Genomic DNA, 25,737 nt, shown 5'->3' on the forward strand with positions numbered 1-25,737 from the left:
AAAAGCTATTAAAGCGAATAATATTAGCGGAGATTTAATAATCAATCGCTTCTATTATTCGCTTTAATAGCTTTTTGCTTTATGCTTTAAGCTTTCGGCTTAACCAATATATTTTTTGAATACTACGATCGCATTATGACCACCAAAACCGAAGGTATTGCTCATGGCAACATTCACTTCGCGTTTTTGTGCAGTACCCAGTGTGAGATTCAGGTTGGTAGGGATACCTTCGCCCAGTACCGTAGTATTGATGGTAGGCGGAATGATATCTTCCTGGGTAGCTTTGATACATGCGATGGCTTCAATAGCACCAGCTGCTCCTAACAGGTGACCTGTCATGGATTTGGTAGCACTGATATTGAGTTTTGGTGCATGATCCCCAAACGCGGCCACGATGGCTTTCAGTTCGCTGAGATCGCCCACCGGAGTGGAAGTAGTATGTGAGTTTACGTAATCTACGTCGGTAGTAGCAATACCTGCATCTTCCAGGGCTTGTTCCATTCCCAGGCGTGCACCCAGGCCTTCCGGATGGGTAGCAGTGAGGTGGTAAGCATCACAGGTCATTGCACCGCCAATCATTTCACCATAGATGGTAGCACCTCTGGCGATGGCGTGTTCGTATTCTTCCAGGATGATAGCGCCAGCGCCTTCGCCCATTACGAAACCATCACGCTCAGTATCGAACGGACGGGATGCGTGAGGAGCATCGTCGTTGCGGGTAGATAATGCTTTGAGGGCATTGAAACCGGCAATACCGGCGCGGGTTACGGGGGCTTCAGAACCTCCGGTTACAATCGCATTGGCTTTACCCAAGCGGATATAGTTGAAAGCATCTACCAGTGCGCTGGTAGAAGATGCGCAGGCAGAAACAGTACAGAAGTTAATACCCATAAAGCCGTACTTCATGGCTATCTGACCAGCTGCAATGTCGCATATTAATTTAGGTATAAAGAAAGGGTTGAACTTAGGAATAAAGCCGCCCTGTGTAAATTCAACGATCTGTTCTTCGAACGTGAGCATCCCGCCATTGCCGGAAGCCCAGATGACACCTATTTTAGTTTTGTCAATTCCTTCTTTGTCAAGACCAGCATCCAGCACGGCTTCCTGAGCAGCTGCCATGGCATACTGCGTGAAACAATCCATTTTGCGGGCTTCCTTTTTTTCCATATATTTTTCCACATCAAATCCTTTCACTTCACAGGCGAATTTTGTTTTAAACTCTGTGGTGTCGAATTTGGTAATGGGACCAGCGCCACTAACGCCAGCCTTCATATTGTTCCAAAAAGTATTTACATCATTCCCGATAGGTGTTAATGCTCCCAAGCCGGTAACCACAACCCTTTTCAGTGTAACAGTACGCATATTTTTTACTTTAATAAAAAAAGTTAGAGCGCAAATTTAGTTACTTATTGTTATGAATAAGCATATTCATTAAGATAATATAATATAACTTTTATGATTTTACGTTAAAGTGTAGCGTGGTGGCGGTTTTTAGGGATTGGGCAGAAGGCGACTGACACTTTTCTTACGATTTTTTGCCTATTTATTTCATTAAAATGTGGTTATGAAGGGGGAAATTACGAATTAGGAATTACGGATTTGTGGGAAGATCAGTTAATGTTGGTCATCTGTCTTAATCTCCTCACAAATCCGTAATTCCTAATTCCTAATTTTTTCCTAGGCGGCAGCGATGGCTACAGGTGCTGCCACCGCTGTAATTTTACGGGTACGTTGTTTTAAGAAGGAAATAATCTCTGCATCTGTCTGGAAGCGTCCGCCGATGTTGACAAAATGTTTGGCCAGCAAATCGTAGCGTTTACCCATCAGGTAAGCCCATACATGGAGAAAGTGAATGTGTTCAAATACAATGGCATCGTTGCTGATATACTCATCCAGTGTTTTGGTAAAATATACCGGGTGTTCGGTCCAGTGCATGCTGGGTTTAACGTGGTGGCTGATGTGATAGCCATCGTTCCAGCATTTATGGTTGTACTTCGTATTGATGCAGGTAATACTGTTTTTGTAAGAATTTTCCGGATCTGTGGCGTCTATAAAGGCATGTTGTGCCCAGTTGCCCACCATCATAATTACGCGGGAAATGACGAAGGGTAATATAAATACCACAAAAGTAGCCGGGAAGTTGATGAACGACAGGCCAACGCAGGCGGCAATGAATAACAATTCTCCCCTGACCAGCTTCACCATGAGCTTTGTTCTTTTTCTGCGCAGGTGGTAGCGTGCGGTATCCCACACGCCTTGTGTAATAAAGTTAAACAGGTATAAAAGGAAGCCCCGGAGAGAGTCGCGCTGGTACATCATGGTGCAGCTATCATCGTCCGGCATATTATTTTCGGGGTGGTGCATGCCTATGTGGTGGGAGTAATAGGCTTCCGGGGTTTGGCCAAACAGTGGGCCAATCACCCAGGGCAGGTAGCTATTCCAGAACTGGTATTTTTTAATGAAGAACTGCCGGTGGCTGGTGCAATGCAGCATAAGGCCGAATGGTCCTTTGAAAGTAACGTTGTTGAGGAACTGGTAGGCAATGGCCGCGGTCCACCAAATCCAGTTATTCATACCGGGGATATAGAGGATAATAGCCAGTGGCCATAGTGTCAGTGTAATTTTCACCGTCAGGTATACAAACGGAAGATCGCGCTCATCCCTTATCCAGCTTTTGAAAAGGCGGTCGAGTGCTGTTTCATGGTCAGGCTTTACATAAACCGGATCAGTTAGACGAGTAAGAGACTTCATACGCAGTGTTTACTACAGTTGTGAGAAAGTTGGCAAAACGGAGCCGATGAATTATTATAACGCGGTCCAGGGAGATATATTATTCCGTTCCGGTTAACCGAAAGATAGCCTTTTTTTTCTTCTCCCGGAGTTATTACAGGTATTTTTGTAATTTCAGTTTTGGTGAATCTGTCAAAACAAGAGGAGCGCTTATTTTCTATAACTATCCGGTTATGTGAAATGTTCCTATACCAGACATTTCACAGTTGCCAAAACCAATCACTATACATGAAGAGACTAACCCTCAAAGATGTTGCTAAAATGGCCGGGGTGGCCCCTTCTACGGTTTCGTTTGTATTGAACGGAAAGGGAAAGCAAATGCGGATCCGGGATGAAGTGGCCATGCATATTATGCAGGTGGCAGAGAAATCGGGTTATGAACCCCACCGTATGGCGGTGAATCTTCGTACCGGGCAATCCAAAACATTGGGCCTTATTGTAGAAAGTATTTCCGGTAGCTTCTTTGCCAGTTTGGCTAAAACCATTGAAACAGAAGCGGAACGCAGGGGCTATAACGTAGTCTACTGTAGTACGGAAAATAATGCCCAGAAAGGCGGAGAGCTGATCAGGATGCTGGGCCGGCAAATGGTAGACGGCTACCTGATTACCCCGGCACCAGGTATGGAAAAGGAAATACAACACCTGGTACAACAGCATAAACCGGTAGTACTGATGGATAGCTTCTTCCCTTCGATTAAAACGCCTTATGTACTCATCAATAACTTCGATGGTGTACAACAGGGCATGAAACACCTCATTGGTAAAGGATTTACCAAGATAGCCTTTGTAATGGTAGACGTAAAGCTGATACAGATAGAAGAACGTTTACGGGGCTATGTGACTGCGCTGAAAGACCATAAAATCCCTTCCCGGAAGAAATACATCCTGCAATTGCAGTATCACAAGCAGCGGGAAGAGTCGCTCAAACAGCTGCAGGACTTTATAGAAGCCAATCCAGAGCTGGAAGCCATCTTCTTTTCTACCAACTACCTGGGTATCCTGGGACTGGAAGTATTGGCCCGTATGGGCCTGAAGATGCCGGATGATATTGCGGTGCTCTGCTTCGATGACCACGACATCTTCCGTTTATATCCTCCCGGTATTTCCGTGATAGAACAGCCGATTGAGGGTATTGCCAAAACGGCTATTGACCTGTTAATGCACCAGTTAGATAAGAATAGCGGGCCCTTGAAGAAAAATGCCATAGAGTTGCCTGGCAAATTTATTTTACGGGGATCTGCCTGACAGACGCGGTAGGAACGCAGCCGGCAGGATCTCCCGACCCTCGTCGTGAAAAAAGCGTTAAATACTTGCAAATGATTAAAAAAATTATAATTTTAGTACCAGCTTTTGATTACAGAAGAAAGGATTCGTAGAATCTTTTTTTTCTATACCTGTGCTAAATCGATTTTGTGAAAATTTCACGTTAACTTACGCAAGCTTTGCGTGTTATTAGCGAAGAGATCATTTTTATTGTTTATAATATCTGATTCATGAAAAAAGTTGGACTGTTAGCAGCCGCTTTATTGTCATTGCATGGCGCTTTTAGCCAAACAGTGCTTAAAGTAGCTGAGCCGGCGGAGTGGGTAAACACCCTGATGGGAACTGATTCTAAAGTAAGCCTGTCGAATGGTAATACCTATCCCGCCATTGCCCTGCCCTGGGGCATGAACTTCTGGATGCCGCAAACCAATACCATGGGTAATGGCTGGGCTTATCAATATACCGCTGACAAAATCAGGGGATTCAAACAAACACACCAACCTTCTCCATGGATCAATGATTATGGACAATTTGCCATCATGCCGGTGACAGGTGCTGTGAAATTTGATCAAAATGCCCGCGCCAGCTGGTTTTCACATAAATCAGAAGTAGCGAAGCCTTATTATTATAGTGTATACCTCGCTGATCCGGATGTTACCACAGAAATTACACCTACTGAAAGAGCAGCCCAGCTGCGGTTTACCTACCCGGCCACCGACAGCGCCTACATCGTGGTAGACGCATTTGATCACGGTTCCTATATTAAAATATTACCGGAACAAAAGAAGATCATCGGATATACCACCAAAAACAGTGGTGGCGTACCTTCCAACTTCAAGAACTATTTCGTTATCACCTTCGATAAGCCGTTTACTGTTGCCAACATCTGGCACGACAGCGTGCTGGTAAAAGGTCAGCTGGAATTACAGGCCGATCATACTGGTGCTATTGTAGGCTTTAAAACCACGAAAGGCGAAAAGGTAGGAATCAAAACTGCTTCTTCCTTTATCAGCTTTGAACAGGCAGAACTGAACCTGCAACGTGAAATAGGCAACGAAAACTTTGATGCCACCTGCAAAAAAGCAAAAGATATCTGGAATAAAGAACTGGGCAGACTGTCTGTAGAAGGCGGTTCCAGCGAACAGGTAAGTACTTTCTACTCTTCCCTGTATCGTACCATGTTGTTCCCGCGTAAATTCTATGAAATCAACGCGAAAAACGAAATCGTACACTACAGTCCGTTCAACGGTCAGGTATTACCCGGTTATATGTTTACGGACAACGGATTCTGGGATACTTTCCGCGCGGTGCATCCTTTCTTCACCCTGATGTATCCTACGCTGAGCGCGCATATCATGGAAGGACTATCCAATGCATATAACGAAAGCGGATGGTTGCCGGAATGGGCCAGCCCTGGTCACCGCGACTGTATGATTGGCTCCAACTCAGCTTCCCTCATCGCCGACGCTTACCTGAAAGGTATCCGTGGTTATGATATCAATAACCTGTACAAGGCTATTCTGAAAAACACCGAAAACGAAGGGCCTATGAGCTCAGTTGGCAGATTAGGTGTGAAATACTATAACACGCTCGGCTACGTACCATACGATGTAAACGTAAATGAAAACGCAGCCCGCACCCTGGAATATGCTTACGATGACTTCACCATTTTCCAACTGGCGAAAGCACTGAACCGTCCTAAGAGTGAAATTGCACTGTTTGAAAAACGCTCTCAGAACTACCGTAATATCTTCGATCCGGAAACAAAACTGATGCGTGGCAAAAACAAAGACGGTAAATTTCAGGCCCCTTTCAATCCATTCAAATGGGGAGATGCATTCACAGAAGGCAACAGCTGGCACTATACCTGGTCTGTATTCCACGATGTACAAGGTCTCGCTAAGCTGATGGGCGGCCAGCAAATGTTTGCCAACATGCTGGACTCTGTTTTCAACATGCCACCCATCTTTGATGAAAGCTACTACGGCACCGTTATCCACGAAATACGCGAAATGCAGATCATGAACATGGGACAGTATGCACATGGCAACCAACCCATTCAACACATGATCTACTTATATAACTATGCAGGTCAGCCATGGAAAACCCAATACTGGGTACGCCAGGTAATGAGCCGTTTGTACAAAGCCACCCCGGATGGATACTGCGGTGATGAAGACAACGGTCAAACCAGCGCATGGTATGTTTTCTCGGCGATGGGCTTTTATCCTGTATGTCCCGGTACACAACAATATGTGTTAGGTACCCCCCTGTTTTCCAAACTTACCATGACACTGGAAGACGGTAAACAAATGGTGATCAACGCACCAGGCAACAGCGATACTAACCTGTACGTACAAAGTGCGTCTTTAAACGGACAGCCTTATTCAAAGAATTGGATCAGCCACCAGGACCTGCAGAAAGGCGGTACCCTGGAATTCAAAATGGGCGCTACTCCTGAGAAATCAAGAGGCGCGAACGCTGCTGACTATCCATATTCTTATTCGCCTACAGCGAACAAATAGATCTGTAAACGATTTTCATTGTTCACTGAAATATTTCATCCCGACTCTTCGGGATGTACTCTCTTTAGCTTTTAGCTGTTAGCCATTAGCTGTTAGAAATGCAGCGGAAAGTCACCTAACAGCTAATAGCTAACTGCTAACAGCTAAATCAACCGAGATGAGAAAAATTTTATTACCCGTTATCCTCTTCTCTGCTGTGTCAGCAATGGCACAGCAGAATATAATACAGTATGTAAAACCGATTACCGGCACCCAGCGAATGGGACATACCTATCCCGGCGCTACTGTGCCATTCGGCATGGTGCAGCTCAGCCCGGAAACCGATACCATTCCTTATGAAATGAATGGAAAATATAACCCGGATGTGTATAAGTATTGTGCAGGGTATCAGTATGAAGATAAAACCATTGTAGGGTTTAGTCATACACATTTCAGTGGTACCGGGCACTCCGACCTGGGCGACTTTTTAATTATGCCCACCGTGGGCGCCCTGCAACTAAACCCAGGCACGGCAGATCATCCTGAAAGTGGCTACCGCTCTCCTTTTTCTCATAGTACAGAAGTAGCGGAACCCGCTTACTATAAAGTGAAACTGGAAGAGGGAAATATCCTGGCAGAATTGACTGCCAGCAACCGGGTAGGATTTCATCAGTATACTTTCCCGGGTACCGACCAGGCACATATCATCCTGGATATGATGTCGGGTATTTATAATTACGAGAATAAAAATGTATGGACGTTTATCCGGGTGGAAAATGATACCCTGGTAACCGGCTTCCGGCAAACTAACGGTTGGGCACGTACGAGGATAGAATATTTTGCGATGGTGTTCTCCAAGCCGTTTGTACAGTACGGTCAACAGAACAATGCAAAGGATGTATATAAAGGCTTCTGGAGAAAGTTTGACCAGACCACCAACTTCCCGGAAATGGCCGGCAGGCAAATTCGCGCCTACTTCGATTTTAAAACCTCCCCAGGTGAAAAGATTAAAATAAAAATGGCGTTGTCGCCAGTAAGTACAGAAGGCGCGTTGAAAAACCTGCGTGCAGAAATTCCCGGTTGGGATTTTGAACAGGTGAAGCGTGATGGACAAGCGTTGTGGAGCAAAGAGTTGAATAAAATTCATATTGAATCTGGCAGCCGGGAAGAGAAAGAGAACTTCTACACGGCTATGTACCACGCGTTTATCAACCCTACCACCTATATGGATGTGGATGGGCAATATCGCGGACTAGATATGAACATTCATACCGCTAACGGCTACACGAATTATACTACTTTTTCCCTGTGGGATACTTATCGCGCATTGCATCCGCTGTTTAACGTTATACAGCCGCAGCGTAATGCCGATATGATTCAGTCTATGCTTCATCACTATGAACAGAGCGCACAGCATATGTTGCCGGTATGGGCGCACTATGCCAATGAAAACTGGTGTATGATTGGCTACCACAGCGTTTCTGTTATTGCAGATGCCATCATGAAAGGGAATGCCCCTTTTGATGTCAACAAAGCACTGGATGCCTGCGTAACTACTGCCCGTCACCGGAGCTATGATGGCCTGGAATATTATATTGACCGGGGATATATTCCGGAAGACAGAAATGGTTCATCGGTTTCCAAAGTACTGGAGTACGCGTACGACGACTGGTGTATTGCACAGGTAGCAAAGAAGTTAGGCAGAACTGATATTTATGAAGAATTCATCAAACGATCTGCGAACTATAAGAACGTGTACGACGGTAACACCGGATTTATGCGTCCACGATTGAATGACGGTACTTTTAAAGCCAATTTTGATCCGCTGCAAACGCACGACCAGGGCTTTATAGAAGGCAACGCCTGGAATTACAGTTTATATGTACCACATGATCCCAATGCAATGATTGCCATGATGGGAGGTAAGAAACAATTTACGGCTCACCTGGACTCGTTGTTTACCATGGAGTTACCGGATAAGTTTTTTGCTGAAACGGAAGATATCACCCGCGATGGTATTATCGGTAATTACGTACATGGAAACGAACCCTCGCATCACGTAGCCTACCTCTATAACTGGACCGGCTACCCGTGGAAAACACAGGAACGGGTGCGCATGATCCTGAAAAAAATGTATCATCCCGGGCCGGATGGTTTAGGCGGTAATGACGACTGCGGCCAGATGAGTGCCTGGTACATTTTTACCACTTTAGGTTTCTATCCGGTATGCCCGGGTAGCGATCAGTATTCACTGGGAAGCCCGGCCATCGATAAAGCCACGCTGCAATTGGAGAATGGAAAAACGTTTGTGGTAGATGTTAAAAATCAAAGCGACAAAAACGTATACGTGCAACGGGTAGTATTGAATGGTGCGCCATTAAACAGGTTGTATATCACGCATACAGATATTATGAATGGTGGTACCCTTACTTTTTACATGGGGGCAAAGCCTAAGAAATAGTTTTATACAGTGATCAGACAGGGCTGTTTCCGGTAGTTCCGGAGGCAGCCTATTTTTTTGCGTGAGAAAAACGATATTGTGGGCATTATTTAATCACGCAGAATATGACACCTCCTATTGATATTATTAAAACCAATCTTGACAACCTAACCTCCCTGTGGAGAACAGCTGGTATTCCTTTTAACGGTTTAGTAGAAACACCCGCGTATAGTTATTGTAAGATACCAGATTCTGACTGGCCCAATCGTTTATGGTTCAAACAGGATGTTACACCGGAAACGCTGACGGCTGCGTTAGCGACATTGCCCTCCGGGAAAATGACGATTCCTTATTGGGATATTTACGGCACTAACGCAGACGAATATATTACCGCACAAGGTGGGGAAAAGGCATTTGAACAGGCAGGCATGTCGTTGAAGCTGGAGCGGCCGTTTACAGGCGCGCGTCATCTCCGTTATGAGCAGGTGAGCAGTAATGCGCAGGCGGAAGCCTGGGCTGCAATATATCCGCAGTCGTTTGGGTACCGGATCAGCGGAGAGATTCTTAAAAAGTTATTTAATGATGTTCGTTTTTACCTGGCCTATTTGGGAGATCAGCCGGTAGGCACGGCGATATTGCATTGTGCGGATGGTATAGCAGGTATTCATGGTGTAGGCGTTATTCCTGAAATGAGGCAGAAAGGCTTTGCCAATGAAATCATGGAATTTGTATTGAATCAATCTATTGATTTGAATGCTGCGTATGCTACGTTGCAGGCGTCTAAAATGGGTATTGGTATTTACCTGAAGATGGGTTTTGCAGATCAGTTCCTGATTAAAAATTATACGATTATTACTGCGTAGTGGCGGTTTCTGCGTGTGCCATTGAATAGATAGCGCACGCAGATTTTATTTCAAAGTGCGCATATTTTAACTTTATTGGAAGGATGGAAATGGAAGAATATGCAGATTTTGAAGTCGGCTATTTGCTTTTATTTGTTACCTGTTACAACTGCTATGTGCCTTTTCTGAAGGTGTTTTATCGGTTCTTCTTTAGTACTGTCAATGGTTTTGCGGCATCTTCGATGGCCTATGTTTTCTAGTTTTTACTTTTTTGCCCCGAGTTAATATCTGCACGAAATTGGTTAATTCTGGTGTGACCACATCAGCAAATGTGGCCTAATTTTACTTCCAATCAAATCGTATTTATGCATCCTGCTTCCGCTGAAAGTAAGATAGGCGTTGGTATGTAGAATGTATCAACCAATAGCACATGTTATGAACCTGCCGTTAGGCGAATAGTATTTACAAGGCACAAAATCTTTACCATTAATCAATAATCATTTTTCCGCGTTGCTTACAACGCTGGCTGGAAATGCGTTTGCGCGCGTAATGCCGGCTGCTTAATCTCAACAATTTAATTTTTATGAAAAAAACAATTGCAATGGCAGCATGGCTGCTGTTAGCGGTAGCTTTTGCCTATGCCCAATCACCGGTTGTAACCGGGAAGGTGTTGACTAAAGACGGATCGCCTGTTCCAGGCGCCTCTATTCACGTGCAAGGCCGTAATGCAGGTGTAGCAGCTGCTGCGGATGGCTCCTTTAAAATTGAAGCAAAGGATGGAGAAGTACTATTGGTAACTGCTATCGGGTTTACAACGGTAACTGTAAAAGCTAACAGTAAAGCCCCTGTTACCATTTCTATGACAGACAATTCCAAGGACATTACAGAAGTAGTTGTTACCGGGTTGGGTGTTAAGCGGGATAAAAGAATGCTCACCTATAGTGTGCAGGAAGTAAAAGGCGCTACCCTCACAGAGGCAAAACAAGACAACGTAGTAAATGCACTAGCGGGAAAAGTAGCCGGTGTACAAGTGAATAACTCCAGCGGTGTGCCTGGTGGTTCTGCCCGAATTGTGATTCGTGGTAGTACCTCACTGGTAGGGAATAACCAGCCTTTGTTCGTAATAGACGGAATGATTATGGACAACAGTGAAGCTGGTAATCCTAACAGAGCGGAATACAATGGTGGTACCTCCAACAGAGGCAGTGATATTGATCCTAATATCATTGAAACAATGACGGTACTGAAAGGTGCGGCCGCTACGGCTATTTATGGTTCTGCTGCTGCGAGAGGAGCTATTGTTATTACTACTAAAAATGGTATGGGATCTGGTAAAGGAAAACCAACTGTATCTTTCAGTAGCAGCTATTCTTTCCAAACACCTATCTTACCTGAATTTCAGGATAAATACGCCCAGGGAACCGGCGGTGAATACGTGGATGGGAATAATGGAGAACATGGATCTTCTTCCTGGGGACCATTGATGGATACATTGAAAGTAAATGGCAAGCCGGTGCAGAAGCACAACCCTATGAAGGAATTTTTCAAAACAGGGCATACATCAGATAATAACATTAATGTAAGCGGTTTCTCAGATAAGTCTAATTACATCGTGTCTTACTCTTATTTGAAAACCAATGGTACTATCCCCAATACGGATTATTCCAGGCACTCCCTGTTTACCCGCTATGGTGTGAAGTTGATGGATAACCTGCAGTTGTCTGCACAGTTCAATTACATACAGACTAATAACCACCGTTACCTGGAGGGAAACAACTTTGTGAATCCACTTTGGACGATATACGGTGCTCCTATTTCCTGGGATCCGTTTCCAACCACCAACCCGGATGGAAGCCAGCGTTTATACCGTGGCTCCCGTAATAACCCTTACTGGGTATTAGATAACACTGGATTAGCAGACAAAAACAATCGTATTATTCCGGTAATATCACTCAGTTATAGCCCAAAGTCATGGCTCACCATTACAGAAAGAGCGGGTGCAGATATGTATGTGAATGGGACTAACTACCACGAAGCACCCGGTGCTATAGGTTGGGGGAATAATGGTTCTACACCCGATATAGGGCAGGTGTACCAAAGGGATATCAGATATCAGCAGTTCAGTAATGATTTGATGGTAGAAGCGCGGAAGGAGTTTGGAAAAGATTGGTATACCAGTGTCCTCCTGGGAAATAATATTCTCACTAATTACAACGACAATAACTTTATACAGGGTGTAGGCTTATCTGTGGAAAAGTTCTATAACATTACCAATGCGGATAAAGTAACCTCTACTTATGGCTACTACAGAACCCGCAAAGTAGGGTTTTATGGTCAGGCAAACGCGGAGTATAAACGTATGCTGACGTTGGCGCTTACCGGTCGTTATGATGGAAGTTCTGTATTGTCGAAGGATAAACAATTTTATCCGTATGGTTCTGTGAGCGCGGGGTTTGTTTTTACGGAGCCACTGCATATGCAGGATGATCCTATCCTGAACTTTGGTAAAATACGCGTGTCTTATTCTATAGTAGGTAACGATAACGTACAGCCATATTCGCTAAGTAATAATTGGTTTCAGGCTGCCGGAGGTAATAGTATTAGTAACGTGTATTTCCCTTTCCACGGTGCAAACGGATATACGCTGAATACGACCTATAATTTCCCATTAAAGAATGAAACCCTGAAAGAATTTGAAGTAGGATTTGAAGCCAGGTTTTTGAAGAACAGAGGTTCACTGGAGGTTTCTTATTTCAACAGGCGTAGTAGTGATTTGATCACTCCAGGATCTCCATTGTCTGCTGCAACCGGTTACAATGCAGCCTCTTTGAATGCAGGTGCCATGGAGAACAAGGGAATTGAAGTTTCATTAGGCTTTACACCAGTGAAAACAAAAGACCTGAACTGGACTATCGGTATCAACTATACGAAAATTGATAATAAGGTATTAAATCTCGCGGATGGTGTAAACTATATCCAGTTGGCCGGTTTTACAGGGTTGGGTGTTTTTGCGTATGCTAACCAACCATATAATGTTATTTATGGAAATAGTTTCGTGCGTAACGATAAGCACGAATTGTTGTTGACAGATAATGGTTATCCTATTGTTGGTCACGATTTCGGACCTATTGGTAATGCCACTGCCAAATGGCTGGGTGGACTCACCAGTAATCTGACTTATAAAGGATTTAGTTTCTCTTTTGTACTGGCTGCCAAGCATGGTGGTGACGTGATTAACCTGGATAACTCTTCTCTCTATTACTATGGTACCGCGAAAGGTACAGAGAACAGAGGTAATAAGGTGGTATTGCCTGGTGTAAATCAGAAAACCGGTGCTCCTAATACAAAGGAAATAGTATTGGATGAAACGTACTACAAAACTTACTATTCTGCAGTAAGCGAAAATAGCGTGGAAGATGGCTCCTACCTTAAATTACGGCAGGTAACGCTGGGATACAACCTGGGTGCAAGTCTGTTGAAGAACTCCTTCTTCAAGTCGGCTGCAGTTACGCTCACTGGTACCAATTTTATCCTGCATAAAAAATACTCCGGATCAGATCCAGAGGTTGGTTTGTACGGAAGTGGTAATGGTGAAGGGTTTACCAATTTCTCTGTACCGTCAAACAGAGGCATTATTGCTGGCGTAAAGGTTACATTTTAATCAAACTCAAAAGAAACAACATGAAAAATAAACTGATGATATGCCTGGTAGCCGGCAGTGTTTTGCTGGGTACCGGTTGTAAGAAGTTCCTCGATATCAACGATGATCCCAATAATCCGCCCAGTGTACAGGAATCGATGATTTTGGGCCCGGCAGAAGTTACTACCAGTACCTGGGTAGTAGGTGGCTATTGTGGCATCATATCATCGTACTGGATGCAGCAACTTTCATTGAACCAGTCTTCCCCCAGCGTAGAATCTTACAACGTAACTCCGCCAGACGTAGAAAATACCTGGAGCTGGGCATTGTATCCGCATGTTTTCAACAACCTGAATACGATGATTGACTCTGCGAGAAGCCGGCATAACAACAGGTATGTAGCCATCGGGAAAGTATTGATAGCATACAACCTGGCGATCACTACTGATCTTTGGGGCAATATTCCTTTTTCAAAAGGGTTCAAAGTGACAACGGTGAAGCAGACACCTTACGACAAACAAGAGGAGATTTACGCTACTATTGATCAAACATTGGATAGCGCGTTGTATTACATGGCACAGCCTGCAGGACCAGCAGTTCCGGGAACAGAAGACTACATTTACAGCGGTAAAATGGATCAATGGAAAAAGTTTGTGTATATGCTTAAAGCGCGCTATGCGATGCGGTTGAGCAAGGCGCCGGGTCATACTGCTGCCGGGCAGGCAGATAAGGCCCTGGCAGCGCTGGCTAATGGATTTGCTGACAATAAAGATAATGCAGCTGTAACTTATACTGGTGGTGGGCAGGCGGAAAGCCCGTGGTATGTAAATACCCAGGAAGCTGCAGGTGGTGTAGTAATGGCGAAGTCATTTATTGATTCGCTGATATTTAGAAAAGATCCACGCCTGTCTGTTATTGCAGCCAAAAGTAAGGATGGTGTTTATATAGGCAGAAAAGTAGGTGAGGTACCAGCCCCCGATTGGGAATCATTTTCGCGCGTGAATCAATTTTATGCCGGTGCTGCAGCCAGCCTTTATCTGGCTACTTATAGCGAAGCATTATTTATAAAAGCAGAAGCTACTTTGATTAAACAGGGTGCCGCTGCCGCTGCGCCGATCTACCAGAATGCCATTGCACAGCATATGACTATGTTGGGTATTTCTCCGGAAGCACAGCAAACCTATCTCGCTTCCAGACCAGCGTTAACTACTGCCAACGCCCTGGAACAGATTATTTCAGAGAAGTATATCGCAAATTTCCTATCTCCGGAAGTATATAACGACTGGAGACGTACCGGCTTTCCTGTGCTAAAGCCTTACAAGGATGAAGTGGTTAACAGCATTCCCCGCAGATGGCCTTATCCGGCCAGCGAGCCGCTGACCAACCCGCAACCTGATCAGAAGGTAACACTGAATGATCGCGTATGGTGGGATGCGAATTAAGCTGAAAGCATAAAGCGTAAAGCAAAAAGCTATTAAGGCGAATGACCTAAGCGATTATTATTTTTCGCTTTGATCATTCGCCTTAATAGCTTTTTGCTTTATGCTTTATGCTCTCTATTACGGATGCAAAGTAAATGATAATATTCCCAACTGTACTTTCTGTGTAGCATCAGTTGCTTTAAACCGGAAATAGAGGTTATGCTTTTTACCGTCTGTTACCGGGGCAAAGTTGTAATGTACTTTGTTAGCCGTTTTAGGCTGTGCACCCGGTCCAATGGTTACTTCTCCCAAACGGGTGCCATTGGCATCATCAACGAAAGCTTCCACTACATAACCCTGCTGTGGCGTTTCCTGTACCATGTAAGTCAGCTCAATGCCTTTCACGTCTGTCAGATCCAGCTTGTTGTAAACTACCCATCCTTCGGTGTTGGAAGGAATGAGGAATTTCATGCCGTCTACCGCAAACGTAGATACGCCATCTGCTTTGTTGTAGTCTGCTGCCGGCAGTACAGGACTGATCAGTTCTGCCTGTGCAGTACCGGTGATGGGCTTAATGCCAGGACCACCTTTATCGGTGTAGCTGGCCAGCATATACAGTACGCCGTTATCTTTGGCTTCACCACCCATAGTAGGATTAATACTGCCAGAAACGGGCAGGGAGCTTACTTTCGGCGCGTTGCCACCAATGGAGTAAATGTATTCCACCAGTTGTTTGGCTTCTCCCAGGGAAATACCCGGGTGGGCAGACATCGCTGTTTCTCCCCACACACCGCCACCACCACTAATGATCTTTTTAGCCAGTGTTTCTGCGGCAGAAGGATCATTCTTATACTTTTCGGTTACTTGTTTGAAAGAAGGACCGATAGATTTTTCGTCTGGTTTGTGGCAGGTTTTACAGTCAGATACTTCCATGATATTTTTACCTGCAATAGCGCCGGTAATAATCTGGTGGCCTTGTGGCGCGCCCGCTTTATCACGTCCCTGTATATAATCTGCTTTTACAAAGATGTTGTTGACGTCGAGTTTTCCATCTGCGGAGTTGCCGTCTTCCTTGTCGCTGATGTTCACACTGTATTGTACCTGCTTGCCAGGGAAGTAGAACATCTGGTTGCCAGTGATGGCAATTTTTACATCAGGGGTTTCATTACCTGCGTAAACGTCCAGGGATTTGCTCTTTGTTTTAGCACCTTTGTCGTCTGCTACTTCTACATATACCTGGTATTCGCCGGCAGTAGTATAAGTGTATTCCACTGTTGGTTCGGTAGTTTCCTTTTTAGTACCGTTACCGAAGTTCCAGAGGTAAGTGATTTTGTCGCCATCCGGATCAACAGCGTCTTCTGCGTTTAATTTCACTTTAAAGGGCAATCCGCCGGTTAAGCGGTCGGCGTGGATGTTTGCCACCGGTGCACGGTTACCACCGTTAAAATCGATCCGGGAGAGGCCTGCATCTGCATTTTTGCTGAACCATCCATTACCATATTCCAATACATACAATCGGCCGTCTGGTCCCATTTCCATATCGATAGGGGCATTCAGCTTGGTATGCGGCATGAAGCGTTCCATTTTGGAGAAGTTACCGTTTTTATCCAGGGTAACCGCCATGATCCAGCCGCGGATCCAGTCGTAGATAAACAGTTTGTCGTTGAAGTAATCCGGGAAACGGGTTTCTTTCGGATAGAATTCACTGTGATAAACAGGTCCTGCTTCTGCGTTACGACCGCCGCTACCTACAATCGGGAACTCGTCTGATTTGCCGTAAGGATACCAGATGAAGGCAGAAGTAGCCGGAGGCAGTTCTTTCAAGCCGGTATTGTTACGGGACTCGTTCATGGGTTTCGCCGGATCGTAGTAAGGTCCGCTTTCACCGGTTTCGTAATTGTATTTGCGGTAAGGCTTGTTGTTGGCAATGAACATAGGATAACCGAAGTTACCTGGTTTCTTTGCCTGGTTAATTTCATCATATCCTCTTGGTCCGCGGAGCGAGTCATCGTTGTTGGCGTCAGGGCCTACTTCTCCCCAATATACATAGCCGGTCTTTTGGTCTATCGACATACGATACGGGTTACGGGTACCCATGGCGTATATTTCCGGACGGGTACCTTTGGTGCCTTTCGGGAACAGGTTGCCTTCAGGAATGGTGTAGGAGCCATCTGCTTCTACTTTGATGCGGAGGATTTTTCCACGCAGATCATTGGTATTGGCAGATCCACGGAGGTCATCATATTGCAGGTGACCCGGACGATCATCGGTAGGGCCATAACCTTTACTCACATATTTCTGACCGGGTTCATCAAATGGCGTGGTGTTATCGCCGGTAGATAAATACAGCAGTCCGCCTGGTCCGAAGGCAATAGAACCGCCGGTATGGCAGCAGATATCGCGTTGGGAGTAGAACTGGAGAATTACTTTTTCAGACTGCATATCCAGTTTGTTGTTTTCAAATTTGAAACGCGACAAACGGTTCACAGACGTATCCGCCGGTGAATACATAGCGTAGATGAAGTGGTTGGTTTTGAAGTCAGGGTCAGCGGCGAGGCCGAGGAATCCTTCTTCTGCATTCACTTTAGGTACATCGGTGTGGTGATATACTTTCAGGAAACCTACCTGCGACAATTTCTTTTCTGCTGCATTGTAGAGCATCAGTTCTCCACGGCGTTGTGCCACAAGGATGTCGAGGTTAGGGAGTACGGCCATTTCCGTTGGTTCGAAGAACTCGCCGGATACCAGTACATTTTTAGTGAAGCGATCTTCTTCCGGTACGCGCAGGGTTTTAGCCAGGCTGTAATCCAGCACCTGGTTTTTACCGATGGCGTATTTAATACCACCAGCCAGGTGTTTCAGGAATAAGCTGTCGGTGTAAGATTCTTCCGTGTGACCGAGGCCGGTGTAGAAAGCACGGCCACCATCGTAATCATGGTACCAGCTGATAGGGTGATTACCGCCCATGATACCGCCTTCGTAAGATTTTTCATCTAACTTCAGCAGCACGGTGGTAGTGGTATCTACATTTTTATAGTTATACCATTCGTCGGTATGTTCCCATTTTTCAGGAAGACCTTCCGTTGCAGGGAATGATTTTACAATTACGTCTATCATTGCTTTGTGAACGCCCGGAGGATGGCTTTGGAACCATGCACCGGCGAGGTGGTTGTACCAACCCCATTCGTATTCCGTATCTGCTGCTGCGTGTACGCCTACGTAGCCACCGCCTGCCTGGATATATCTTTCGAAGTCTGCTTCCTGGTAGTTGTTGAGGACGTCGCCGGTGGTATTCAGGAAGATCACCGTGGAGTAGGTTTGCAGGGTATCTTCATTGAATTTTTCCGCGTTGGTAGTGGTGTCAACTTCAAATCCGTTTTCCACGCCCAGTTTTTGTACAGCGGCGATACCAGCTGGAATAGAGCCGTGGTGATAGCCTGCCGTTTTGGTAAATACGAGAACTCTCGGTTTACCCGGACGTGTTTTTTTGCACGCCGCTATGCCCACAATGAGGGCCAGCAGCAAAATAAGTTTTATGGTATGTTTCATGATATAGCGGGTTATTTTTTAGGAGACCAGTTGCCAATTGAATATTGGATGCCTCCCAGTAAATGTTTCAGGTACACGGGATCCTCGTAAGCTTCTTTTACGTGACCCATTTCCGTATAGAACGCACGTCCTCCTTCAAAGCTGTGATACCAGCACATAGGATGGTTATCACCGTTTTTACCGCCGGTATAGCTGCTCTCATCGATTTTGATCAGCACGTGTACATCAGGATTCAGGTCTTTGAAATTGTACCATTCATCTTTGCGGATCCATTCGTCTGGCAGGTCTTTGGTAGCGGGATGGTTGTGGTCAACGACTTTCAGCGTAGCTTGTTGCTGATGTGGGTGACTGAGGAACCAGGCGCCGGCCAGTTTGTTATACCAGGGCCAGTCGTATTCCGTGTCAGTAGCTGCGTGAATACCCATCCAGGCGCCGCCTTTGTGGATATAATTTTCGAATGCTACCTGTTGTGCATCATTGAGTACATCGCCGGTGGTACAACTGAAAATCACGGCGGCGTATTTTTTCAGGTTGTCGGTGGTAAAGGCGCTGGCATCTTCTGTAGTATCTACGTCGAAGCCGTTTTCTTTACCCAGTTTCATGATGGCCAATTTGGCAGCAGGAATGCAGTCGTGGCGAAAGCCCATTGTTTTTGAAAACACGAGTACCTTTTTGGTCTTGTGTTTGTTTTTATCTTTTGCCTGCACGGAAAAAGTGCTGGCAAGGAACAGGAGTGCAATAAGCGCGGTTAGTGCTTTCATTGTTTTACGTGGGAATTGATGAATAATAGCAGAAGGCCGAAGGCAGAAAGCAAAAAGCTATTGTGGTGAATGATGAATGCTAAGATTAAATATCCGCTTGGATCATTCGCTACAATAGCTTTTTGCTTTTTGCTTTTCGCTTTCTGCTTATTTTAAAGAGCTTTTATTTTCATGTTACGGTACCATACATCGTTACCGTGATCCTGCAGTGCGATATGTCCTTTGGCATATTTGCCGAAGTCTTTCCAATCGTGGAATTTGCTTTTAGCCACCAGTGCATCCCATTCAGGGGTACCCATGGTAGTTTCTGCCATTTTCACACCATTGAGCCAGAGGATCAGGTGGCCGTTTTTCTTGTATATTTTGGCGGAATTCCATTCACCTACTGGTTTGGCAGGTCTGCTGGAAGCTTTTACGAGATCGTATAACTCACCGGCATTGTGTTTGGGATTTTTGCCATCCGGATGTCCGGCATCATCGAGTACCTGCATTTCAGGGCCTGACAGGTAAGTCTGGCTTAAAGCGGGATCTTCGTGAACGCTGAAAATCAGGCCACTGTTACCACCAGGAGAAATTTTCCATTCGTACGTCAGCTCATAATTTTCATATTCTGCATCAGTAACGAGGTCACCACCGGGAGCGCCATTCTTTTTAGCTGCCTGGTTCAGGCCGATGGCGCCATCAGCTACGCTCCAGGCCGGGCTGGCGGTAGATTGCAGGTAAGTGTGCCAGCCTTTGGTAGAAGTACCATCGAACAGCAATACCCATCCCTGCTTCTTTTCTTTAGCCGATAAGGTATTTAATTGTTGGGCTTTCACCGCGGAAGTACCTAATAAAGCGCCTACCGCGAAGGCTCCGATGATTAATTTTTTCATGCCGGATGAATTGTGTTTATGTTTGGATAACAATTATTTGGCGGCAGATAATGATAAGATATAGCTTACCATTTCTTTCGCATCTTCTTTTGAAACCTGTGGATGTGGTAACATTGCTACTTCTCCCCAGTTGCCTGAACCGCCTTTGATTACTTTATCGGCCAGTTTATCCACATTTTCCGGTGTGTTAGGGTATTTGCCGGCAATATCTTTCAGTGCGGGTCCTACCACTTTCATTTCTTCTTTGTGGCAGGTTTTGCAATCGCTTGCTGCCATCAGGGTTTCGCCTTTGCTAACAGGTTTGTTGGCAGTAGGTGATACCATGGAATTATCTGCTGCTGCGCTTTCGTGAGTGCTTGCGCTGTCAGCTTTCTCTTGTTTTTTTTCACCTCCTCCGCATGCTGCAAAGAATAAAACACTTAGTACCAGCGGCGCCAGATATCTCTTTCTCATTTGTTGATTTTTTTATTTGGTTATTGTTTACGTAAACGATCGATGGATAAATTTGAATTAAATACCGAGTATTCTTTTATTAAAAGCATCATCAGTGCCGGCACCTGCAAAGTCATCAAATGCTTTTTCGGTAACACGGATAATATGATCCTTGATAAACGGCGCACCTTCTCTGGCACCGTCTTCCGGATGTTTGATACAGCATTCCCATTCCATTACTGCCCAACCGGCAAAATCGTATTGGGCCATTTTACTGAAGATGGATTTAAAGTCAACCTGTCCGTCGCCGAGAGAGCGGAAACGTCCCGGGCGATTGATCCACGACTGGTATCCGCCGTAAACGCCGGAGCGTCCGGTGGCATTGAATTCCGCGTCTTTTACGTGGAACGCTTTGATTCTTTCGTGGTAGATATCAATGTACTCGAGGTAGTCGAGGCATTGCAGTAACAGGTGGCTTGGATCGTATAAGAGGTTGGCGCGGCTATGATTACCGGTAGCTTCCAGGAAGCGCTCGAAGGTAATACCATCGTGCAGGTCTTCTCCCGGATGGATTTCATAACATACATCTACTCCGTTGGCATCAAATTCATTGAGGATAGGCAGCCAGCGTTTCGCCAGTTCAGCGAAGCCGGTTTCTACCAGTCCTGCCGGACGTTGTGGCCATGGATACATGGCTGGCGCCCATAACAAAGCACCGCTGAAAGTAGCGTGGGCATTGAGTCCCAGGTTACGGCTGGCTTTCGCTGCATATTTCAGCTGGTTTACCGCCCATTCGGTACGGGCGGCCAGGTTATTATGATATTGTGCGGGTGCAAATCCGTCGAACATTTCGGTGAAGGCAGGATTTACTGCTACCAGTTGTCCCTGCAGGTGGCTGCTTAGTTCTGTTATTTCCAGTCCTGCTGCATTCACGATGCCTTTGATTTCATCTGCGTAGGTTTTGCTTTCCGCTGCCTTCTGCAGGTCTATCAGGCGGCTATCCCAGGAAGGGATTTGCACCCCTTTGAAACCGATAGAAGCTGCCCATTCACAGATGGTTTTCAGGTTATTGAAAGGCGCTTCATCTCCCATGAATTGCGCCAGAAAAATGCCGGGTCCTTTGATCGTTTTCATACACTCGTGCTGGTTATGATACTATATCTCGAAGTTTGTCCATTTTGCATCGCTCTGAGAAGAACGTACTACGTTATCGATGAAAGCCATACCACGTACGCCTTCTGCTGTACCCGGGAAATCCAGTGATTCCGGAGATGGGGTAACGCCGTCGATTTTCGCCGCTAAAGTTTGTGCGAAGTTGCGATACAGGTTACCAAATGCTTCCAGGTATCCTTCCGGATGACCGCCCGGTGTACGGGTATTGTGGGTCATGTAGCTGGATTGGAAAGTATAGCCACCACCTGCGCGGTAGATTTCAGTAGGTTTATCCAGCCATTTTACCAGCAGGGTATTGGGTTCGTGCTGCGCCCATTCGAGGCCACCTTTTTCTCCATATACGCGGATTTTCAGCGCATTTTCTTCACCGGCAGCTACCTGTGATGCCATCAGCACACCAGCAGCGCCATTGTCGAAGCGGAGTAATACTGCTCCATCATCATCCAGCGCACGGCCGGGTACCATGATGTTCAGATCGGCACATAATTTTTCAATTTTAGCGCCGGTAATATATTCTGCGAGGTTGGCCGCGTGGGTACCAATGTCGCCCATACAACCGCTTTTACCTGATTTTTTAGGATCTGTTCTCCAGGCTGCCTGGGCATTGCCTTCTCTTTCACTGAGTTTGCTGAGCCAACCCTGTGGATATTCTACCCATACTTTACGGATTTTACCCAAAGCACCGTCTTTCACCATTTGTTTGGCTTGCTTTACCATTGGATAGCCGGTGTAAGTATGTGTGAGCAGCAGGGTTAAGCCGGTTGCTTTTACTTTGGCTTCTAATTGTTTGGCTTCCTCAAGAGAGAAAGTGATTGGCTTTTCTATTACTACGTTGAAACCGAGATCCAGCGCCATCATAGCTGGTTCGAAGTGAGCAAAGTTAGGCGTAACGATGGTCACAAAGTCCATACGTTTATCTGCCGGCATTTTCGCTTCGTTTTCCAGCATGGTTTTGAAGTCGAGGTAAGTACGCTCCGGATCGAGGAACAGCATTTTACCTGACTCTACTGCGATGTCGTTATTGATACTGAGGGCGCCTGCCACCAGTTCAATGAGTCCGTCCATATTAGCGGCAATACGATGAATTGCTCCAATGAAGGCGTCTTTACCGCCTCCGATCATTCCCATTCTGAGTTTCCGTGTCATATATACAATTATCTTTTATTAGTTATACTACTTCAACATGTTTAACAGGTACTTCCGTTTTTTTGCGGTTGCGCATATAGAAGAACAGGCCTGCAAATGCAACGATGAGCATCACAGGGATGATCAGTGTGGCATTGAGGATTTCGGGGCCGGCAAACGCAGTGGCCTTTGCAAACGCAGTCGCTTCGGGGCTGCCGGGAGCTGCAGAACGGTATGCATCCAGCGAAGCGCCGGCAGGTAATTGTTTGGTGATAATGCTGTCATAGAAACCACCCATGAAATACATGTAAACAGATACGGCAAACATACCTGCACCACCCATCAGGTTCATGCCCAGTGCGCCTGACTGCGGAATGTTTTCTGAGATAAAGCCCAGCATGGTTGGCCAGAAATAGGTAACACCCATACCAAAAATAAATGCTGCCACAAACACCATATTACCCGATACATGGGATAATAAATATAAGCCCAATGCAGAGAAGATGGCGGAGAACAGCAATACGCCGGTAGGAGATATTTTATGTACCACTGGTCCGGCTACGCCTCTACCCAGTGTTTGCACACCGGCGGTTAATGCCAGGATGAGGATCGCATTTTGTGTAACGTTGCTTAATAATACGTTGATCCATTGTCCGGTGAACAGTTCTGTGATAGCGGTACCAAACATGAGGATAAACATCACGATGAACAGCGGGCTGGCGATGGATTTATACATCTGGGCAGAAGAAACACCGGAAGCCACCCTTTCAGTAACAGGGAAGTCGAGTTTCAAAAAGAGATAACCATAGATCAGTGTAGGGATAATCATGGTGGCTACCTGCAGCTGCCAGCTAAGGCCTATCTTGGAAAGGAGGAATACCAGCAGGGTACCTATTACGATACCGCCAGGGAACCACAGGTGAAAGTGGTTGAGTTTAGTAGTTTTATTATCCGGGAAAATGGTAGCTACCAGCGGGTTACAGGCCGCTTCTACGGTACCGTTAGCCATTCCTATAAACAGGGTGGATATAAACAGGGACCAGAAACCATTGGCAAATATTGTCAGCACAATACCCAGGAGGTGCAACACGAAAGCTGCGAGGAGCAGTCGTTTCATGCCTATGGCATCTACTATAAAACCACCTAATACTACTGCCAGGGGAAAGCCCCAGAAAGCGGTACCGGCAATAATACTCAATTGTTGAATATCCAGGTGAAATTCAACACCAAGTCCGCCCAGAATGCCTGCGCGGATACCAAAGGACAACGATGTTACCAGCAGGGCCATGCAGCTGGCTACGAACAGTTTTTGTGGCTGTATTACATTTGCCATAAACGTGGATGTTTTGTCTAAATAAAAGTTAAAAAACGGCGATTAAACCTTTAAATTTATAAAAAGTATTTGCATATTTCCATCTTTTTGTATGGATTCTGTGCATTTTTCTGGAAAAATTTGATTTCTTTCGCTAATGTCTTGTTTTACATTTTAAATGAAGTGTTAATGCCGTATTAGGGCGGTTAAATTTCAGGATAAGCGGTTGAAGCGTCCCACTGTGGTGGGATGAAAAAAAATGATCATGTATTTTCTTTGCTGGTATTGGGAAGAATCCTGCCAAAAGTACCCGGTACACCGCCATCCGCCTGTTTTTTACTTGAAAATTTTCTTTTCGTGGGCTAATGGGTCATCTTAGTGGGGAAGTCCGCCACCTAAACCCACCGGGGCAGTAATATTATTATGATGAACGGTTTGCGCCGTGAAGATGTTTTGGAGGGCCACCAGGCCAGGGGTCGTCCTGTATTTGCAGGAGTATACCGGCATTTTTATCCGATTTTTTTAGCGGATTAGAGAAGACGATACAGCTGGTCTTTAAGCAATAGCTGAAGGCCTAACCATAAAAGCTATGGAGGCGAATGATTAAAGCGGGTATAGTGTCCACTTTAGTCCTTCGCCTCCATAGCTTTTGCTTTTTATTGTTGTCAATAACACATATAGGTGGCACTACCTACCATATCTTTGGTACTGAAAACAAGATTTAGCATACTATAACTGGTTGCCGCACGTATTTCTGCTTCCGTATTGTCGTACATTTCCGCTGCCACGCCGGCAGGACTACTATCATCTTTAGCTGAAATAGTAATGACATGCGTGCCGGCTGTCATGGTAACCGGAAGGATAAACCAAAATTCAAAAGCCCCCTGATTACTGCTGGTATATTTTGCTATTTCCACTCCATCAATACTTACCTTAAACTGATTATCGGCGGCTACGCCGATATAATAGGTACCGCTTCTGGTCAGTGTTCTTTTAACGGAAAAGGTTACCCATTGCATAGTGGGTACATTGGCCCAAACACCAGCCCTGTTCATAGGGCCGCCATAAGTGGTTGCCAGCAAACTGGCTGTATGCAGGCTTTTTAGCGTTGTATCCTTGTGAGTGGTATCTGTATTGGCCGCCATTTTTGCTAATGCCATGGTAGATGACGGAGCACAGTCGAATCCGCAGAGGCTTTGTTCTGTTGGGTTTGCCTCCCAGAAAGGATTACCGGTAATGCGGGAACGATTACAAAAATGTTCAATATCCACCGGGTAGCCGGTCCCCAAAATATATGATCCACATGCAGCATACACATTTTGTGTGGGCATAGCAGTTAACACCACTGAGTTGGGGCAGGGTACCAGTTCTGAAAACCAGGGAGACCGCTCATCTGCGGGCAAATAAGAAGGAGCAATATTCAGGTAATTGAGGGCCTCCTGTTTGTTAATGCACTTGTCGTCGCTGGGCCATGTCACGGAGGCCTTTGTAGTAAAGTATCCATCCGTTACTTTCTGTTTAATATAGTTATGCGTGGGCACAAAACTTTGCGCCGAGGAGTAAAAACTACAACAAAAGCATCCAAAAATGATGAGTATATTTTTCATGGC

17 protein-coding genes are annotated in these 25,737 nt (G+C 45.5%); 6 read left to right on the forward strand and 11 right to left on the reverse strand.

Annotated features, from left to right (window positions below; all coding sequences use genetic code 11):
- Positions 1–99 precede the first annotated feature (99 nt).
- Together fabF and AC5ZC7_RS32320 are read right to left on the reverse strand one after the other, a co-directional pair.
- Complete coding sequence (gene fabF / locus AC5ZC7_RS32315; protein WP_496161248.1) at positions 100–1,362, reverse strand: beta-ketoacyl-ACP synthase II; 1,263 nt, start codon at positions 1,360–1,362, stop codon at positions 100–102.
- A gap of 315 nt (positions 1,363–1,677) precedes the next feature.
- Positions 1,678–2,751, reverse strand: coding sequence for a fatty acid desaturase (locus AC5ZC7_RS32320; protein WP_496161247.1), 1,074 nt, complete (start codon positions 2,749–2,751; stop codon positions 1,678–1,680).
- Positions 2,752–3,018: 267 nt separating this feature from the next.
- Between AC5ZC7_RS32320 and AC5ZC7_RS32325 the strand changes: the two genes are divergently transcribed.
- The 6 genes from AC5ZC7_RS32325 to AC5ZC7_RS32350 all read left to right on the forward strand — a co-directional run bounded on the left by AC5ZC7_RS32325 (position 3,019) and on the right by AC5ZC7_RS32350 (position 14,921).
- Positions 3,019–4,035 (forward strand): substrate-binding domain-containing protein, encoded by a 1,017-nt coding sequence (locus AC5ZC7_RS32325; RefSeq protein WP_496161246.1) that lies wholly within the window; start codon positions 3,019–3,021, stop codon positions 4,033–4,035.
- Between the two features lie 248 nt (positions 4,036–4,283).
- Complete coding sequence (locus tag AC5ZC7_RS32330; protein WP_496161245.1) at positions 4,284–6,578, forward strand: GH92 family glycosyl hydrolase; 2,295 nt, start codon at positions 4,284–4,286, stop codon at positions 6,576–6,578.
- 157 nt (positions 6,579–6,735) lie between these two features.
- A complete protein-coding gene (locus AC5ZC7_RS32335; protein ID WP_496161244.1) occupies positions 6,736–9,018 on the forward strand; it encodes a GH92 family glycosyl hydrolase in 2,283 nt (760 codons plus the stop codon).
- Between the two features lie 104 nt (positions 9,019–9,122).
- Positions 9,123–9,860, forward strand: a complete 738-nt coding sequence (locus tag AC5ZC7_RS32340) for a GNAT family N-acetyltransferase (protein WP_496161243.1) — start codon at positions 9,123–9,125, stop codon at positions 9,858–9,860.
- A 562-nt stretch (positions 9,861–10,422) separates the two neighbouring features.
- The gene (locus tag AC5ZC7_RS32345; RefSeq protein WP_496161242.1) at positions 10,423–13,500 is read left to right on the forward strand and encodes a SusC/RagA family TonB-linked outer membrane protein; all 3,078 of its coding nucleotides are present in this window, start codon (positions 10,423–10,425) and stop codon (positions 13,498–13,500) included.
- A gap of 20 nt (positions 13,501–13,520) precedes the next feature.
- Complete coding sequence (locus AC5ZC7_RS32350) at positions 13,521–14,921, forward strand: SusD/RagB family nutrient-binding outer membrane lipoprotein (protein WP_496161241.1); 1,401 nt, start codon at positions 13,521–13,523, stop codon at positions 14,919–14,921.
- Between the two features lie 117 nt (positions 14,922–15,038).
- Here AC5ZC7_RS32350 and AC5ZC7_RS32355 read toward each other — a convergent pair whose 3' ends face one another.
- The 9 genes from AC5ZC7_RS32355 to AC5ZC7_RS32395 all read right to left on the reverse strand — a co-directional run bounded on the left by AC5ZC7_RS32355 (position 15,039) and on the right by AC5ZC7_RS32395 (position 25,734).
- The gene (locus tag AC5ZC7_RS32355) at positions 15,039–18,449 is read right to left on the reverse strand and encodes a ThuA domain-containing protein (RefSeq protein ID WP_496161240.1); all 3,411 of its coding nucleotides are present in this window, start codon (positions 18,447–18,449) and stop codon (positions 15,039–15,041) included.
- An 11-nt stretch (positions 18,450–18,460) separates the two neighbouring features.
- The gene (locus AC5ZC7_RS32360) at positions 18,461–19,210 is read right to left on the reverse strand and encodes a ThuA domain-containing protein (protein ID WP_496161239.1); all 750 of its coding nucleotides are present in this window, start codon (positions 19,208–19,210) and stop codon (positions 18,461–18,463) included.
- A gap of 152 nt (positions 19,211–19,362) precedes the next feature.
- Positions 19,363–20,085 carry a 3-keto-alpha-glucoside-1,2-lyase-like domain-containing protein gene (locus AC5ZC7_RS32365; RefSeq protein WP_496161238.1) on the reverse strand — a complete coding sequence of 241 codons (723 nt, stop codon included), beginning with the start codon at positions 20,083–20,085 and terminating at the stop codon, positions 19,363–19,365.
- A 33-nt stretch (positions 20,086–20,118) separates the two neighbouring features.
- Positions 20,119–20,538: a c-type cytochrome gene (locus AC5ZC7_RS32370; RefSeq protein ID WP_496161237.1), complete on the reverse strand. Its 420-nt coding sequence runs from the start codon at positions 20,536–20,538 to the stop codon at positions 20,119–20,121.
- Between the two features lie 57 nt (positions 20,539–20,595).
- Positions 20,596–21,651 carry a sugar phosphate isomerase/epimerase family protein gene (locus AC5ZC7_RS32375; protein ID WP_291920499.1) on the reverse strand — a complete coding sequence of 352 codons (1,056 nt, stop codon included), beginning with the start codon at positions 21,649–21,651 and terminating at the stop codon, positions 20,596–20,598.
- Positions 21,652–21,672: 21 nt separating this feature from the next.
- Positions 21,673–22,836: a Gfo/Idh/MocA family protein gene (locus tag AC5ZC7_RS32380; RefSeq protein ID WP_496161236.1), complete on the reverse strand. Its 1,164-nt coding sequence runs from the start codon at positions 22,834–22,836 to the stop codon at positions 21,673–21,675.
- A gap of 22 nt (positions 22,837–22,858) precedes the next feature.
- On the reverse strand, positions 22,859–24,148 hold the full coding sequence (locus AC5ZC7_RS32385) for an MFS transporter (RefSeq protein WP_496161235.1): 1,290 nt from the start codon (positions 24,146–24,148) through the stop codon (positions 22,859–22,861).
- A 354-nt stretch (positions 24,149–24,502) separates the two neighbouring features.
- Positions 24,503–24,634, reverse strand: a complete 132-nt coding sequence (locus AC5ZC7_RS32390; RefSeq protein ID WP_496161234.1) for a hypothetical protein — start codon at positions 24,632–24,634, stop codon at positions 24,503–24,505.
- Between the two features lie 158 nt (positions 24,635–24,792).
- Complete coding sequence (locus AC5ZC7_RS32395; RefSeq protein WP_496161233.1) at positions 24,793–25,734, reverse strand: hypothetical protein; 942 nt, start codon at positions 25,732–25,734, stop codon at positions 24,793–24,795.
- Positions 25,735–25,737: the final 3 nt, after the last annotated feature.

The organism is Chitinophaga sp. 9-1-y, assembly GCF_059511905.2.